This window comes from Arthrobacter sp. SLBN-83, from assembly GCF_006715285.1.
Lineage (GTDB): Bacteria > Actinomycetota > Actinomycetes > Actinomycetales > Micrococcaceae > Arthrobacter.
This window is the reverse complement of sequence record NZ_VFMX01000001.1, coordinates 3392688-3408554: the sequence shown is the minus strand read 5'-3', so window position 1 is coordinate 3408554 and position 15867 is coordinate 3392688. Positions and strand designations below refer to the sequence as shown.

Below are 15867 nucleotides of genomic sequence, written 5' to 3'. Positions count from 1 at the left end.
AGTCGGCAGGCCACTGCGATCAGGACCCCACGAAACATTTACCGCTGGCCAGCACCGGAAGGACCGTGACGGTTACGGCGCCTTCACGCACCTGCCCGATGACACAATCCCTCCCCTGAAGCACGGCCGCTTCGATGGCATCCGCTTCCAGTCCCGTGGGTGTCCGGCTTTGCGAGACCTGCAAAACACCAGGCGCGATACCTGCACTCGTCAGGGCTTCGCTGACCTGGGCTGTGGCCGGCTTGGGGGTTCCGCTTGCCAATTTGGTCAGAGTGTCCGTAACAGTGCGTTTCATCTTCTCGGTGGCCGCTGCAGCCGCTTGCGTCCCACCGGACGTGTCGGCCAGCGGTTCTCCGCTGGGACGAGTGCTTCCCGGGGCCGAACCGGTTGCCTGGGCCGGCTCCTGCGTTACACCGCCGGTTGCCCTGGCCTGCGACGACGCCTGCCCGTCATTGGCCCCAATTGCCGGTTGGCTTGCGGAAGGCCCGGCAACACACCCTGACAGGACACAGGCCAGGACGGCGAACGCCAGTGCTGCACCGGCGCCTTTGTTCGGCCGCTGGTAAGGGGTGGGATGCATGGTGTCATTCTGTCATGGAAGCAGGCAGGCACCGGCGTGCACGACCGGCACCGGGGGTGGGCTTGCGGGAAACATCGTCCGGCACCAGCAGCAGCAAATCGTCCGGAACCATCAGCAGCAATAGGCGGCCCGCCGTCAGGCATTTTTGGCGGGCGGACGGAAGGCGGCCGGGGGGTGCCGCCGTCCATCCGCCCGGGACTGAAAGGGGACGCTGGTATCTGATAAGTGTTTCCTAGACTTCGGCGAGTTCCCCCGTTTCCAGGTCCAGCGAGGCGAGGGCACCGTCACTGTCCTCGATGACGACTGCGGGTTGGCCGTGGTCCCCGGGGTGTTCGTCCTCGTGGTCCTCCAGTTCATCCGGAACCTGGCCCATTCCGGCGTCGTCATCCGGAACCGGCGGCTGCTCCACCAGGGAAAGGGCCGGCCTGGACGCGGTACGAATGAAGTTTGCCGATCCGAAGGTGAGATCGTGCCCCACGGCCTCCGCGTCGATGATGGTGGAGTGGTACACCCGGCCGTCCTTTTCCCAGGTGTCGATCTTCAGCTTGCCCACAACAATGACCGGCTGGCCCTTCCGGATGCTGCACCCCAGGGTTCCAGCAAGGTTGCGGTAGCCCTGGACCGTGAACCAGTTGGTGGGTCCGTCACCCCAGGTCCTGGATGCCCGGTCAAAACGACGGGCGGTGGACCCGAGCCGGAAGGAGGCCGTTGCCACTCCCCCTGGCGTGGTGGAACTCGTTATCTCCGTGGCCACGAAGCCCCGGATGGTGATGATCGTTTCGCTCATGTCTACGTCCTGTCTGGATGGTGGCGCCTTTAGCAGGCATGACCAGCATCGCGCCGGATAGCGCCGGACAGCAGGCATGGATTCCCATATGTGGACAACAATCGCCGCTACGCCACATGTGGAGGAGGGGTGACGGCCGGATGCCGCCACCTGCACCCCGGGCAATGTAAACTTTTGGAGGCGCCGGCCCGAGGGGCTGGAAGCCAATGCCTCAGTAGCTCAGGGGATAGAGCAGCGGCCTTCTAATCCGCCGGTCGGGGGTTCGATTCCCTCCTGGGGCACCGGAACATGCGGTCCCGGCCAGTCGACGCGCTGGGCGGGACCGCATTCTTGTTCTCTTCGGAGTCGATGTTCTGCTCTTCCTGCAGAAAAGTCTTTCATCCGGCCTTCCCGTTTTGATGCAGGGAGATCCCGTCCATTAGATTAAGTCCGGCATTCCATGGGGGAATGGGATGAGGCAGGTCCAGTGAAAACGCGGGTGGCAAAAGCACTGTCATACACTGGCGCGCTGGTACTGGTCAGCCTGGTGTCATGGATGAGGCTCCCGGCGCACGCGCAGGGCGTCCTCTGGGCAGAGGACGGGGCCGTCTTCGTGTCGGATGCGATGGCCCCTGACGATCGATGGACACCATTCAAGCCCTACGCCGGATACTTGCATTTCATACCCCGCATAGCCGCGGAGATCGTGGTGCGGGCGTTCCCTGTACCTGATTATGCGTACGCGATGAATTTCCTGGCCTGCGCAGCCCTCGCCTGCATCGCACTGATGACCTTCCACTGCTCCAGTTCCCTGACGACGAGTGTCTGGATACGTGGAGCCTGGGCAGCGATCCCCATATTCGTCAACGTGGGAGCCATTGAAACACTTGGCAACTTCGCGAACTTGCACTGGTACTTACTCTGGCTTGCACCATGGCTCCTGATCAAACCAGCAAGAACGCGGGCTGAAGCACTCCTGCTGTTCGCTGCAGCATTCGCCACGGCAACGACGGAGATCATAACGGTCCTCTTCACCCCGTTGTTCTTCTACCGCTGGCGCAACCGCAGCCTGTGGCCTGCGAAAGCAGGCCTTGCACTGGGATTGTGCGCCCAGTTGTACACCACGGTTACTTATCCCAGGGCCCCGTACACGCAATACCAACTGGATCCCGCATCACTGATCTACGGGTGGCCGCTCAACACCGCAGGGCCCCTGGTCTATGGTTACGCCCGGGCGCTGACCCAGCAGATCGTCAATTTCGGCGCCGCGCCGGTAATACTGGCGTTTCTGATCATTGCTGTCGCCACCGCGGCCGTCTTCATGTACGGGCGGCGGCAGCACCGCCGCCTTGCCATGATGTTCCTCTCCGCGTCCATCCTGGTGTGGATTGCCTGCGCCGCGGCGAACCCGGCTCCGTTCCTCGATTACGCCCGGTTTACCGACGCCGATTGGATCGAACAGTTCGCGTTTACCCGTTATTCGGTTGCGGCCACCATGTTTGTCCTGGCCATAGTGCCGGTGCTTTCATCGGCGTTGGTGAGATGGGCACACTGGACACAGCCCGCGATCCTGGTCAGTTTTAGCCTGCTCCTCGCATCCATGTACTTCCCTCCCTTCACGACCAGGGACTCAGGACCCGCCTGGGCGGAACAAGTGGCCACGGGGGCAGAGAAATGCAGTTCCGGCCATGCGACCGCTTTCACCGCTGCTGTCGCCCCGCACTACTTCACCGGCTCCGTCGAGATACCCTGCCCGGCGCTGGAAAAATGACTGGTGGGGAAGATCGTCGGCCATTCTGCTGAAGACGCGGCTTTTTCCTTCAGCGCTACTGCAGCCGGTGCGGCGCCTCCACCAACGACCGGATGACGCTGCCGGCTGCACCCAGCAGGGCTCCCGACTCCCCCACCGCGGAGACTGTGACCTGTTCCGACGCATACTTGCCCGGCGCGTACTTCTGCACGCTTTCGATCAACGGACCACGCAGCCATGGCTCGAGGACCGCGAAATGCCCACCAAGGACCACCGACTGAATATTGACCACTCGCGCCGTTGACGCGAGCGCGATGCCCAGGCAGCGGCCCGCTCGTTCAACGGCGGCAACGGCCTTGGCGTCTCCGGCCCCCAGCGCCCCAAGCAGCGCGGACATGCTGGCGGACCGTGATGAAGCCTCCGGGGCCACGCCGGACGCAGCGAAAATGGCGTCCTGGCCAGCCACGGTTTCCAGGCAACCGGTACCGCCGCAGGAACAGCGGCTGCCGTCCGGCTCCACCACGATGTGCCCCACTTCGCCGGCATGGCCCTCCGGACCCGTGAACAGCTCGGACCCGATGACGATCCCGCCACCAACACCCACTTCACCTGAGACAAACAGGAAGTCGGAGGCACCATCCGGCCGGTACCTCAGTTCCGCCAAGGCTGCGGCGTTGGCCTCATTGAAAAGCGCCACACCCAAGGGGGCTTCGGGCAGCAAAGCACCAAGGTCAAGGTCCACATCAACCCAGCCAAGGTTGGGGGCGGTGAGCACCCGCGCAGCAGCAGGGTCAACGAGTCCAGGAACGGCCAGCCCGCCGCCGAGGACCTCAACCCCCCGCTCACCCGCCGCGCTCCGTACCCGCGCGGCCAGGACTGACAGTGCAGCCAGCACCGCGGCGTCCGGACTGTTGCGGTTATCGCGCTCCTCCACTTCACGGATCAGGACATTTCCGGCGAGGTCAACTACGGCCGCCGAGATGTAGTCCACGTTGATTTCCATCCCCATGACAGCGCGGCCGGGGTTGAGCTCAAGTCCGACACCTGGCCGGCCGCGCCCCTGCGGGTTCAGGCCTATTTCCCGGATGATTCCGGCGTCCAGGAGGTCCAGCACCAGGCTGGATACCGACGCCTTGGTCAAGCCTGTTGCGCCCGCGATCTGTGCCCGGCTGGGACAGGTATCGGGCGGGAATTCGGCGATCGCGCCCAGGACCAGCGCAAGGTTGCTGCGCCGGACATCCCCCACGCTTCCGGGGGCTGCGCCTCCCGGTCCCGCCACTGCTGGCGCCGGCATCACCATCACAAAGCTCCTCAGTTCACGGCTCCGATAAATTTTCCGGCTGTCCCAGCTGGACCTATTGACCCCACCCTACGTCCACTCATATAGTTCAGGCAATGAACTAATGCTTCGCAATCCCGCGGAGCGCTCGATGCAAGGACGCAACCATGACTCTCTCCCCCACCCCGGCCGACAAGTTCACGTTTGGCCTCTGGACCGTCGGCTGGACCGGCGCCGACCCGTTCGGCGTCGCAACCCGCAAGGCCCTCGACCCAGTGGAAGCAGTCCACAAGCTCAGCGAGCTGGGCGCTTACGGCATCACCTTCCATGACAATGACCTGGTTCCGTTTGACGCCTCCGCCTCGGAACGGGAACTGATCCTGAAGAACTTCCGCGCAGCCCTGGCTGAGACCGGGCTGAAGGTACCGATGGTCACCACCAACCTCTTCAGCCACCCTGTGTTCAAGGACGGCGGCTTCACCTCCAACGACCGCTCGATCCGCCGCTTCGCCCTGTCCAAGGTCCTGCGCAACATCGACCTCGCCGCCGAACTCGGCGCCGAAACATTCGTCATGTGGGGAGGCCGCGAGGGCAGCGAATACGACGGATCCAAGGACCTGGCCGCCGCCCTGGACCGTATGAAGGAAGGCGTGGACACCGCCGCCGGCTACATCAAGGAAAAGGGCTACAACCTCCGCATCGCCCTGGAGCCCAAGCCCAACGAACCCCGCGGCGACATCTTCCTGCCCACCGTGGGCCACGGCCTGGCCTTCATCGCCCAGCTGGAACACGGCGACATCGTGGGCCTGAACCCGGAGACCGGCCACGAGCAGATGGCAGGGCTGAACTTCACCCACGGCATCGCCCAGGCTCTGTGGGCCGGCAAGCTCTTCCACATCGACCTTAACGGCCAGCGCGGCATCAAGTACGACCAGGACCTGGTCTTTGGCCATGGCGACCTCACCAGCGCCTTCTTCACCGTCGACCTGCTGGAGAACGGCTTCCCGAACGGCGGCCCCAAGTACGACGGCCCCCGCCACTTCGACTACAAGCCCTCCCGCACCGACGGCTACGACGGCGTGTGGGAATCCGCCAAGGCCAACATGGCCATGTACCTCCTGCTCAAGGAACGTGCCCTGGCCTTCCGCGCAGACCCGCAGGTACAGGAAGCCCTCAAGACCTCGGGCGTCTTCGAACTCGGCGAGTCCACCCTCGCCGCCGGTGAAAGCACCGCGGACCTGCTCGCAGACGCCGCAGCGTTTGAGGACTTCGACGCCGACAAGGCAGCGGAGCGTTCCTTCGCGTTCGTCCGGCTCAACCAGTTGGCCATCGAGCACCTCCTGGGCGCCCACTAGCCCACCGAATACCCGCTGCGGGGCCTTGGAGATGATCCAGGCCCCGCAGCGTTTCCATTCCTGCACAAAGAAAAGAACAGCCATGCCGCTCGTAGCCGGAGTCGACAGCTCCACCCAGTCCTGCAAAGTAGTCATCCGCGACGCGGACACCGGGGCGCTCGTCCGCCAGGGCCGGGCCACCCACCCCGAGGGCACCGAGGTCCACCCGGACCACTGGTGGGCTGCCCTGCAAAAGGCCGTGGCGGACGCCGGCGGCCTCGATGACGTCAGCGCGGTTGCCGTCGGCGGCCAGCAGCACGGCATGGTCTGTTTGGACGGTGACGGCGCCGTGATCCGACCGGCGCTGCTGTGGAATGACACCCGCAGCGCAGGCGCAGCCTCTGAACTCATCGAGAATGCCGGCGGCGGTGATCCCGCCGCCGGCGCCCAGTACTGGGCCAGTGCCACCGGCACCGTTCCGGTCGCATCCCTGACGGTGACGAAGCTTCGCTGGCTGGCTGCCAACGAGCCGGAGAACGCCGCGAAGGTGGCTGCGGTCTGCCTCCCGCACGACTGGCTGACCTGGCGGCTCGCCGGCTATGGGCCCGGCAGGGGTGCAGAGGGCCTGGCCGCGCTGGCCACTGACCGCTCGGACGCCTCAGGCACGGGGTACTATTCGACCGCCGAGGGCACGTACCTTCCGGATGTCCTGGCCGCATCGCTCGGCCATGTGCCGGCCCTTCCCAAAGTCCTCGGACCGCTGGAAACGGCGGGAAAGACGCCGGCAGGCGCTCTCCTGGCTGCAGGCGCCGGGGACAACGCAGCCGCCGCCCTCGGTGCAGGGGCCGCACTGGGCGACGTGGTGATGTCGCTGGGCACGTCCGGTACCGTATTTGCGGTGTCTGACAGCCCGGCGGCAGATCCTTCCGGGCTCGTGGCAGGGTTCGCAGATGCGGCCGGCCACTACCTGCCGCTGGTATGCACGTTGAATGCCACCCGCATCTTCGATGCCACGGCTGCCCTGCTGGGGGTGGACCTGGCGGAGTTCAACCAGCTGGCATTGTCCGCTGGTCCGGGCGCGGGTGGTCTCACGCTGGTCCCCTACTTCGACGGCGAGCGGACGCCCAACCTGCCGGATGCTACCGGTTCACTGCATGGCATCACCCGGGCCAACTACACCCCTGCCAACCTGGCGCGCGCCGCCGTCGAAGGCGTGGTGTGCTCCCTGGCCGACGGCCTGGCGGCCCTGCAGGCGCAAGGCGTGCAGCCAAGGCGGATCCTCCTGGTTGGCGGGGGCGCCCAGTCTGTTGCTGTGCAGGAAGTCGCCGCCAGCCTGCTGGGGGCGGCCGTTACCGTCCCCCAGCCGGGTGAGTACGTTGCCGACGGTGCCGCGCGCCAAGCGGCGGCGGCACTTACCGGACAGTTCCCCACGTGGGCGGCAGACGCCGTCGACCTTCCACACGGAACGGACGACGCCGGCGTGCTGGCGAGGTACCGCAGGTTCGCCTCGCTGTACGCCACGGCCGGCGGCAAGGGCTAGCACCGGGAAACGCACGGGCAAAAGGACCCGGACCGGCGGTGGGCCAACCACCGCGGTCCGGGTCCTTCCATGTGGGGCGCAGGCTCCTGCCGTGACGTAGCAGGAACCCGCGGTCTTGTATCAGGTCACGCGTACGGCAGGATCAGCTCCGCGTACCGCTCTTTGACCGTGGCCAGGACAGCGTTGCCGTCCGTATCCCAGATCTCCTGATTGAAAATTTCCACCTCAATGTCACCGGTGTACCCGGCCTCGCGCACCCAGGTGCCGATGGTGGCAAAGTCCACCACGCCGTCGCCCATGTACCCCCGGGACAGCAGGGGATCGGCGGCGATGGGCATGTTGAAGTCGCATACCTGGTAGGAGGCGATCCGGTTCTCCCGTCCGGCACGTTCAATCTGCGTCTTCAGTTCGGGGTCCCACCACACATGGAAGGTGTCGACGGCGACCCCCACCGTCGCGGCATCGAACGGCGCCGCGAGGTCCAGCGCCTGGCCGAGGGTGGAGATGAGTGCGCGGTCCGCAGCGTACATCGGATGCAATGGTTCCAGCACCAGGCGGACACCGTTTTCCTGCGCGAAAGGCACCAGGTCAGTGAGCCGGTCGGCCACGCGCTGCCTGGCGGCCACGATGTCCTTCTCCCCCGGAGCCAGGCCACCGACCACCAGGAACAGCTCCCTGGTGTCCAGGGCTACGGCCTCGAGGATGGCCGCGCGGTTGTCCGCCAGCGCGGCGGCCTGTCCTTCGGCGTCGGCGGCGGTGAGGAATCCGCCACGGCAAAGGGAGGACACACGGAGGCCGGCGTCCTTGATGAGGCGTGCAGCTTTATCAAGTCCGGCTTCCTCGACGCGGTCCCGCCAGGGACCGATAGCGGGAATCCCCGCGTTGACACAGCCCTCGACCACCTGGGCGAGCGTCCACTTCTTGGTGGTGGCGCTGTTGATGGAGAGACGGGAGAAGTCGCTCATACTCCCACCCCGTTGATCCGCAGGTAATCGGACATCCGGAAGGCTGCCAGTGCCGGGTCCCTCAGCAGGCCGGCCTTGTCAGCCAGCTCAAAGGTTCTTGAGAGGTGGCACACTGAGCGCCCCGAGTGCAGTCCGCCCACCATCTGGAAGCCGGGCTGCTTGCCGTTGAGCCAGGACATGAAGGCGATGCCGGTCTTGTAGTAGAACGTGGGGGCGCTGAAGATGTGCTTGCCCAGTTCCCGGGTGGAGTCCAGGATTTCGCGTGCCTTGGCGGCGTTTCCGGCCTCGTAGTTCTGCAGGGCCACCGATGCGGCCGGGTAGATGGCGGCGAAGATCCCCAGCAGGGCGTCCGAGTGGTGGGTACCGTCCCCGTCAATGAGTTCCGGATAGTTGAAATCGTCGCCGGTGTAGAGGCGGACGCCCTTGGGCAGCGCAGCGCGCAGGCCCACCTCGTGGCTTGCGTCGAGCAGCGAGACCTTGACGCCATCCACCTTGTCCGCATTGTCCCGGATCAGGCCCAGGAAGGTTTCGGTGGCCGTGGCGACGTCGTCGGAGCCCCAATAGCCGGCGAGGGCGGGGTCGAACATGGTGCCCAACCAGTGCAGGATGACCGGCTGGTCAACTTCCTGCAGCAGCGTGGAATAGACGCGAAGGTAATCCTCCGGACCACTGGCCACCTTTGCCAGGGCACGCGATGCCATCAGGATGACCTTGGGCCCCGCCTCGGCGATGACGGCGATCTGTTCGCGGTAGGCCTCAAGGACTGCCATGATCCCGGCCTCACCGGCGGGCAGGGTGTCAATGTCCAGCTGGTCGGTGCCGGCGCCGCAGGATACGAGGTCCCGGACCGATTTACCCGCGGTGGCCGGACTGTTGGCCGACACCACGGAGGCAGCCTCCACCCCTGTGCGCTTGATGAGCTGCTGCGTGGCGGCCCAGTCCAGGCCCATGCCGCGCTGGGCGGTGTCCATGGCATCGGCAACGCCCAGGCCGTAGGACCACAGCTCATGCCGGTAAGCCATGGTCGCGTCCCAGTCGAGGCGCGCGGGGGCGCCCGGGGTGTTGTCGGCGAGGACCTCGGGAATGACGTGGGCGGCGGCGTAGGCACGGCGCGCCGTCAGGGGGGAGGTGGGCCGGGTCCAGGCAGTGCCGCCCTGCAGGCGGTACTCCCTGGTGCCGCCGTCTTCGGAGGGAAGGATGAGTGAAGTCATTAGAGGGTGATCTCCGGGATGTCGATGGTGCGGCGTTCGTCGCTGGAGCGAAGGCCGAGCTCGGCCAGCTGGACACCGCGGGCGGCGGACAGCAGGCCGAAGCGGTGTTCGCGGCCGGCGACCACATCGCGCAGGAACTCTTCCCACTGCAGCTTGAAGCCGTTGTCCAGCTCGGCGTTGGCGGGAACTTCCTGCCACTGGTCGCGGAAGGACTCGGTGACGGGAAGGTCCGGGTTCCAGACGGGCTTGGGCGTGTGTGCGCGCTGCTGGGCGACGCACTTGTTCAGGCCGGCAACTGCGGAGCCGAGCGTGCCGTCCACCTGGAACTCCACCAGTTCGTCGCGGTAGACGCGCACTGCCCAGGAGGAGTTGATCTGGCCGATGACTTCATCGCCGCCCGGGGTCTCGAGTTCAAAGATGCCGTACGAGGCGTCATCCGCGGTGGCCTTGTATTCCTTGCCCGCCTCATCCCAACGGGCCGGGATGTGGGTAGCCGTTTTGGCGTTGACGCTCTTGACCTTGCCGATGATGCCTTCAAGGACATAGTTCCAGTGGCAGAACATGTCAGTGGTCATTCCGCCGCCGTCTTCCTTGCGGTAATTCCAGGACGGGCGCTGGGCCGCCTGGATGTCGCCTTCGAAGACCCAGTAGCCGAACTCGCCGCGGATGGAGAGGATGCGGCCGAAGAAGCCCTCATCCACCAGGCGGCGGAGCTTGACCAGGCCGGGAAGGTAGAGCTTGTCATGGACGACGCCGGCGGTAACCCCGGCTTCCTTGCCGATCCGCGCCAGCTCGATGGCCTCGTCCAGCGTTTCCGCCGTGGGCTTCTCCGTGAAGATATGTTTTCCCGCCAGCATTGCCTTCTTCAGGGTGGCGGCGCGCAGGCTGGTCATGGAGGCGTCGAAAACGACGTCGACAGTGGGGTCGTTGATCACGGCGTCCAGGTCAGTGGTCCATTCAGAGACCTTGTGCTTTTCCGCCAGCTCCCGGATTTTGGCCTCGTTGCGGCCCACCAGGATCGGCTCCACCTGGACCCGGCTACCGTCCTCGAGGGTGAAGCCTCCGGCGTCGCGGATGGGCAGGATGGAGCGCAGCAGGTGCTGGCGGTAACCCATCCGGCCGGTTATGCCGTTCATGGCGATGCGGATCGTTTTCGTTTCGAAGCCCATGTGTCCTCCACGGTGAGTGAGCAATGTACTGAAGCTGATTGGGAAAGCGCGTTCCCGCTGCTTCAATGATGCACGGCGTGGTTGCCGTTGGCAAGCGCTTTCCGGAAGTAGTTTGAACTGCCATAATGTGCTTAGCTTTTGAGCCCCACCGACGACCAGGAGATGCAGTGGCTGCAAGTACCCTTACCGAGGTGGCACGCCTTGCCGGCGTCTCCCCCGCCACGGCTTCACGCGTGCTGAACGGCTCGGCCCGCAAGCCGGGCAAGGACATCGCCGAGCGGGTGCGGCAGGCGGCGGACTCGCTGGGCTATGTTCCGAACGCGCAGGCCCAGGGGCTGGCGAAATCCAGCTCGGGCCTGATCGGGTTGATCGTCCACGATATCGCCGACCCATACTTTGCCGCCATCGCACGGGGAGTCCAGGAAGCCGCGAGGGAACAGCGCAAGATGGTGCTGCTGGCCACCACCGGGGGCGGACCGGCGGAGGAGAAGGAAGCGGTGGCCGCCTTCGCAGCCCGCCGAGCAGACTCGATCGTCATTGCCGGATCCCGCTCCTGCCGGGAGGAGGACCAGGACGGCAACGCCGAACTGGCGGCGGAGCTTGACCGGTACTGCCGGAACGGCGGCCAGGTGGCTGTCGTGGGACATCCTGTGGTGGGTGCCACCGTCCAGGAGGGTTACCACGTGGTCAAAGTCCCCAACCAAGAGCTCGCCGGCCAGTTGGCCACCGAACTTGCGGCAGGCTGGGACGGCGGCTTCGTCATTGTCGCCGGACCCGAGGGTCTTCTGACCTCCGATGACCGCGTACGCGGCTTCCAGGAGGGACTGGAGCGCGCAGGGCGGGCACCGGCCGAAGTGCTCAGGACCGCATTCAACCGGTCCGGCGGCTATGAGGCCGGGCTTCAACTGGCCGAACGGGTCAAGGCGGCCCAGACCGGCGGGACGGGGGCACAGAAGCTCTGCATTTTCGCCGTCAACGATGTGATGGCCATCGGAGCAGCCGCTGCCCTCCGCGCGGAGGGGTTGCGCATCCCGCGGGACGCCGCGATCGCCGGCTTCGACGACATCGAAACCCTTCGGGACTTCCGGCCGGCCCTTTCCACCGTCCGCCTGCCGCTGGAGGACATTGGACGCTTTGCCACCCGCGCCACGGGTCCACAGCCCAACGGCGAGGAGGCGGACGACGCTCTTCCCGCCGATGTTACCGGCGAGGTCACATTGCGGCGCAGCACGGAAGCGGCCTGATGGCGCCCCGAGGGCTGACCGCCGTTCCGGCACATCCGGAAGCCGCTGGGCCCCGGCCGGCAATCCTGGTCCTCCCCGGCGGAGGCTATGCCCGGCAGGCCGACCATGAGGCCGAACCCGTAGCGGAGTGGCTCGCTTCCCTTGGCATCCACGCCTTCGTCCTGCGCTACCGCGTGGCACCGCACCGGCATCCAGCGCCGCTTGAAGACGCCAAGGAAGCCATGCTGTATATCCGGAGCGGGCAGCACGGGCTCGCTGTGGACCCGGATCGGGTGGGCGTCCTGGGCTTCTCGGCCGGGGGACATCTGGCCGCCACCCTGAGCACGGCCGCGGCCACGGGGAATCCTGGGCTTGACCTTCCCGCCGCGGTGCCGGACCTTACGGTGCTGTGCTACCCCGTGGCGTCGCTGACCCACGAAACGCACCAGGGATCGGTGGCGAACCTCCTTGGCGACGCACCGCCGTCGAACCTCCTGGCGGCCCTGTCGGCGGAACTGAACGTCACTCCCGGGACTCCTCCGGCGTTCCTCTGGCACACCGCCGACGACGAAGCCGTGCCGGTGAGCAACAGCCTGAACTACGCCAGGGCCTTATTCGCTGCCGGTGTCCAGGCGGAGCTCCATGTCTTTCCGCAAGGACGGCACGGACTGGGTCTTGCCCCGGGCGAGGCAGGGCCGGAACAGTGGACTTCCTTGTGTGCCGCGTGGCTGGAACGTGCCGGTTGGGCGGACTCTCGCGCGGTGGCCGCCGCAGCCAGCCAACGCTAGTCCAGGGCCCGGATGGTCCAGGCCGCCGAATGGGACTGGCCGGGCTGCAGGTGTACCAGATCCGTTCCCGAATTCAGGGCGTCCGGCGGGCAGGTCATGGGTTCAACGGCCAGCCCCAGCCGGTCCGGGCCAATGGGCTTGTCACCGGTGTGCACCTGGACCCAGGGCCACTCTGTTCCCCACTCAAGCTCCACGCCGGTGCCGGACGGATCGTGCACGCGCACCCGCGCCAGGCCGGAACCGTCGCGCGAAATATCCGTAAAGGCGTGGTCGATCTTGACCTGCCCCAGGCGCCGGACCGAACGGAAGTCGAAGGCGTCGCCGTCAACCTGCCGCAGGGCTATGGGCAGCAGCCGGGCGGGCGTGACCTCAAGGTAGGTGCGGGCAGGAAGTTCCAGCGACCAGTCATCCAACGGGGAGGCGCCTGCCACGAGATAGGGGTGCGGGCATACCCCGTACGGGGCGGGGACAGAACCGGTGTTGACCGCATGCACCGTCGCATGGAGGCCATCCTCTGCAAGGGCATACGTTACGGTCAGGTCGAGATCGCCCGGGTAGTCGGGCCCGGAGGGGATGTGGCATGCCAGGACGGCCCGGTCATTAGCCACTTCCTTAACCTCCCACACCCGGTGGATCGCCAGGCCGTGGAGGGCGGAGCCGCGTTCCGGTTCGTTGACGGCCGCAGCATAGGACTTTCCGGCGTAGGTGTAGGTCCCGTCCGCAAGCCGGTTGGGCCAAGGGGCGCAGATGACTCCCTTGTAGTCGGGAACGGGGCCGTCCGGGCCGAAGCCCACCACCAGGTCCCTGTCGCCATGGCGCAGCTCGCGAAGCGCTCCCCCCCGGACGGTCACGACGGCGGAGTAGGCTCCGTGGGCCAGGTGGACTTCTGTTCCGGGCATGGGTTCCCTCTGCTTCAGTATGTGTTAGCGCTCACCAGCGTACCGTACACCCCGGTGCAATACTGGCTAAAGTGGCGCTCATGGAAGAGGCTGCTGACCAGGACCTTGTTGCCGCCATCCGTGGGGCGCTGCGGGAGCTCGCCGACCCGGCGCGGGCGGCAGGCGCCCAGGCGTACATGAAGTCCTCACTGCCCTCCCTGGGTGTGCGGGTTCCCGAAGTCCGGCACATCGCCGCGAGGGCTGCCCGGGAGTTTCCACCGGCCTCTGCCGGACAGCTGCGCGCCACGGTCCTGGAGCTGTGGAGGAGTTCCACCTTCCGGGAGGAGCGCTACGCCGCGATCGACCTCACGGCACACGGGGTGCTGGCCGGGGACCTGGACATGCTGCCGGTCTATGAGGAGATCATCCGGACCGGCGCATGGTGGGATTTCGCCGACGGTGTGTCCGGCCGCATCTGCGGCCTGCTGTCCTCGCACCCCGGCGAGATGTCCAAGGTGCTCCGGCAGTGGAGCCGGGATCCGGACTTGTGGATCCGCAGGGCCGCCATCACCTCGCAGCTGCGGGCCAAAAAGACCACCGATCCGGAGCTGCTCGCCGCCGTCATTGAGCCGAACCTCGCAGACAGGGAGTTCTTTATCAGGAAGGCGATCGGCTGGGCGCTGCGCGAGTACGCCAAGACGGCGCCGGAGTGGGTGGAGGGATTTGTCGCCCGGCACAAGGCGGACATGAGCCCGCTGTCGCGGAAGGAAGCCCTGCGCCGGTTGACGGCCCGCGCGCCGCAGTAGCTTGGCTGCTAGATGACCGGGCGTTCGACGACGGGCTCGTGCGTCTTGCGGAACAACCGGCGGGTGCCGGGATCCCAGAAGATCAGGTACAGGGCAAACAGGAGGGCCGTCAGCGCGGCAGCCACGCGGGCCAAGGCCAGCGCGAAGCCCAGGTCCTGGGTCTGGAGGTACGGGAAGACGTCCAGCTGATCCGAGATGGCATAGATCATGAAGAACGACACCACAAAGTACAGTGCCTTGACCTGCCAGTCATTACGAATGCCCGTCACGGCGAAAAGCGGTATCAGCCAGACGACGTACCAGGACTGGATGATGGGGGCCAGCAGGACCACTGCGGCCAGGGAAAGCGTCAGGCGGCGCATCAGCCTGTCGTAATCACCCTTGAAGATTTGCCAGGCGATGATGCCCACGGCAAGCAGCTTCCCGGCGTCGAACACCCATCCCGCGGGTACCGACCCGTCAAAGCCCAACGCAGTCGCCAGGGACCCCACCACTTGGCCGATCAACCCGACGGGGGCGTACCAAATGGAGATGCTGCCCGGGGCGGACAGCCCATTGATCCACCCGAAGCCGAACCCGTTAACCATGCTCATCGCAGTCAGGAGACCCAGGCTGAGTCCTGCCGTCAGCGCCCAGAACGCCACCTTCCGCAGCCACCCGGCATTCTTGCCTGCCCACAACAGTCCAATGAACGGCAGGAAGACAATGGTGATGGGCTTTACCGCAATGGACAGGGTCACCAGCAGGATGCCGCGAAGCTGCCGCCGGGTGGCTGAGTAGTACAGCCCGGCCAGGGCCAGCCCGATCATCAGGGAGTCGTTGTGGACGCTGGCGATGAAGTTGGTCAGGAAGAGCGGGTTGGCCACAGTGAGCCAGAGGGCCCGGTGCGGGTTGACGCCGTGCAGTTCGGCGAGCCGGGGGACATAAAAGACGCACAGCACCACGCCGGCCAGCGCCACCAGCCGGAAGAGCATGACGCAGGCCTCCGGCTGGACATTGGTGACCCAGACGACGAACTGCTCGATCCACAGGAACAGCTGGCCGTAGGGAACAGGCGCTTCAGTCCACATCTTGTCTGCGCCGAGCTGGAAGTAGTTGGACAGGGCAGAGATGCCGTTTTCATACGGGTTGAACCCCTCCACCATGAGGCGGCCCTGCCCGATATAGGCGTAAACGTCGCGGCTGAACAGCGGCACGCTGAACATCATCGGAAGACCCCAGGCCACCACAGCGGCCAAGGTTGCCTTCCGCGCCTGGTTGCCCCACACGCGGACCTTCTGGCCGAGCCGCAGCCACGCGCGCACCAGGAGCATCCCGCCTACGGCCACCAGGATGATGGACAGCGCCACTCCCGGGGCTTCGGTGCGCATCCAGATGAAGAGGGGCATGCGGCGGAGTTCCGAGACAGGCGCCAGCCAGCCCACGCCCATGGATCCGACCAGCATGAACATGGAGCCCACGAAACCGGCAAGCAGGGGTGAGCGTGGATTGTCCACCTCGGCTTTGCCCTCCCGGGCAATGCCGGCCGCCGCCATCTCCCCCGTTATGGGCACAGGCGCCGTCATCTCAGGATCGTCC

General features: G+C 66.0%; 14 protein-coding genes and 1 tRNA gene. 7 read left to right on the top strand and 8 right to left on the bottom strand.

Annotated elements, in window-relative coordinates; all coding sequences use genetic code 11:
- Positions 1-19: 19 nt before the first annotated feature.
- Both FBY30_RS15965 and FBY30_RS15960 read right to left on the bottom strand, forming a co-directional pair.
- Positions 20-580: a DUF6993 domain-containing protein gene (locus tag FBY30_RS15965; RefSeq protein WP_142133606.1), complete on the bottom strand. Its 561-nt coding sequence runs from the start codon at positions 578-580 to the stop codon at positions 20-22.
- A 232-nt stretch (positions 581-812) separates the two neighbouring features.
- Positions 813-1367: a single-stranded DNA-binding protein gene (locus tag FBY30_RS15960; RefSeq protein ID WP_142133605.1), complete on the bottom strand. Its 555-nt coding sequence runs from the start codon at positions 1365-1367 to the stop codon at positions 813-815.
- A gap of 208 nt (positions 1368-1575) precedes the next feature.
- On the opposite strand from FBY30_RS15960, the gene FBY30_RS15955 reads away from it, so the two are divergent.
- A tRNA-Arg gene (locus tag FBY30_RS15955) sits at positions 1576-1648 on the top strand.
- 185 nt (positions 1649-1833) lie between these two features.
- On the top strand, positions 1834-3117 hold the full coding sequence (locus FBY30_RS15950; protein WP_142133604.1) for a hypothetical protein: 1284 nt from the start codon (positions 1834-1836) through the stop codon (positions 3115-3117).
- Between the two features lie 55 nt (positions 3118-3172).
- On the opposite strand, the gene FBY30_RS15945 is transcribed toward FBY30_RS15950, so the two are convergent.
- Entirely contained in the window at positions 3173-4396 is a 1224-nt protein-coding gene (locus FBY30_RS15945) for an ROK family protein (protein WP_142133603.1), read from the bottom strand.
- A gap of 146 nt (positions 4397-4542) precedes the next feature.
- Between FBY30_RS15945 and xylA the strand changes: the two genes are divergently transcribed.
- A complete protein-coding gene (xylA, locus tag FBY30_RS15940; protein WP_142133602.1) occupies positions 4543-5730 on the top strand; it encodes a xylose isomerase in 1188 nt (395 codons plus the stop codon).
- Between the two features lie 82 nt (positions 5731-5812).
- Positions 5813-7249: a xylulokinase gene (xylB, locus tag FBY30_RS15935; RefSeq protein WP_142133601.1), complete on the top strand. Its 1437-nt coding sequence runs from the start codon at positions 5813-5815 to the stop codon at positions 7247-7249.
- A 125-nt stretch (positions 7250-7374) separates the two neighbouring features.
- Here the strand turns inward: xylB and FBY30_RS15930 are convergent, their stop codons facing one another.
- Genes FBY30_RS15930 through FBY30_RS15920 form a run of 3 tightly spaced genes read right to left on the bottom strand, consistent with a single transcriptional unit; the run spans position 7375 to position 10594 of the window.
- Positions 7375-8214, bottom strand: a complete 840-nt coding sequence (locus tag FBY30_RS15930; RefSeq protein WP_142133600.1) for a sugar phosphate isomerase/epimerase family protein — start codon at positions 8212-8214, stop codon at positions 7375-7377.
- Positions 8211-9425, bottom strand: a complete 1215-nt coding sequence (locus FBY30_RS15925) for a dihydrodipicolinate synthase family protein (protein WP_142133599.1) — start codon at positions 9423-9425, stop codon at positions 8211-8213. The genes FBY30_RS15930 and FBY30_RS15925 overlap by 4 nt, the downstream gene beginning before the upstream one ends.
- Positions 9425-10594: a Gfo/Idh/MocA family protein gene (locus tag FBY30_RS15920; protein ID WP_142133598.1), complete on the bottom strand. Its 1170-nt coding sequence runs from the start codon at positions 10592-10594 to the stop codon at positions 9425-9427. Before FBY30_RS15920 ends, FBY30_RS15925 begins: the two co-directional genes overlap by 1 nt.
- Positions 10595-10761: 167 nt before the next feature.
- Here FBY30_RS15920 and FBY30_RS15915 point away from each other — a divergent pair, with 167 nt between their 5' ends.
- Positions 10762-11838, top strand: coding sequence for a LacI family DNA-binding transcriptional regulator (locus FBY30_RS15915; protein WP_142133597.1), 1077 nt, complete (start codon positions 10762-10764; stop codon positions 11836-11838).
- Positions 11838-12605, top strand: a complete 768-nt coding sequence (locus FBY30_RS15910; RefSeq protein WP_142133596.1) for an alpha/beta hydrolase — start codon at positions 11838-11840, stop codon at positions 12603-12605. The genes FBY30_RS15915 and FBY30_RS15910 overlap by 1 nt, the downstream gene beginning before the upstream one ends.
- Here the strand turns inward: FBY30_RS15910 and FBY30_RS15905 are convergent.
- Positions 12602-13504, bottom strand: a complete 903-nt coding sequence (locus FBY30_RS15905) for an aldose 1-epimerase family protein (protein ID WP_142133595.1) — start codon at positions 13502-13504, stop codon at positions 12602-12604. The genes FBY30_RS15910 and FBY30_RS15905 overlap by 4 nt on opposite strands.
- A gap of 80 nt (positions 13505-13584) precedes the next feature.
- Here FBY30_RS15905 and FBY30_RS15900 point away from each other — a divergent pair, with 80 nt between their 5' ends.
- Positions 13585-14289, top strand: a complete 705-nt coding sequence (locus FBY30_RS15900; protein ID WP_142133594.1) for a DNA alkylation repair protein — start codon at positions 13585-13587, stop codon at positions 14287-14289.
- 8 nt (positions 14290-14297) lie between these two features.
- On the opposite strand, the gene mptB is transcribed toward FBY30_RS15900, so the two are convergent.
- Positions 14298-15854 carry a polyprenol phosphomannose-dependent alpha 1,6 mannosyltransferase MptB gene (mptB, locus tag FBY30_RS15895; protein ID WP_200830706.1) on the bottom strand — a complete coding sequence of 519 codons (1557 nt, stop codon included), beginning with the start codon at positions 15852-15854 and terminating at the stop codon, positions 14298-14300.
- Between the last annotated feature and the right edge of the window lie 13 nt (positions 15855-15867).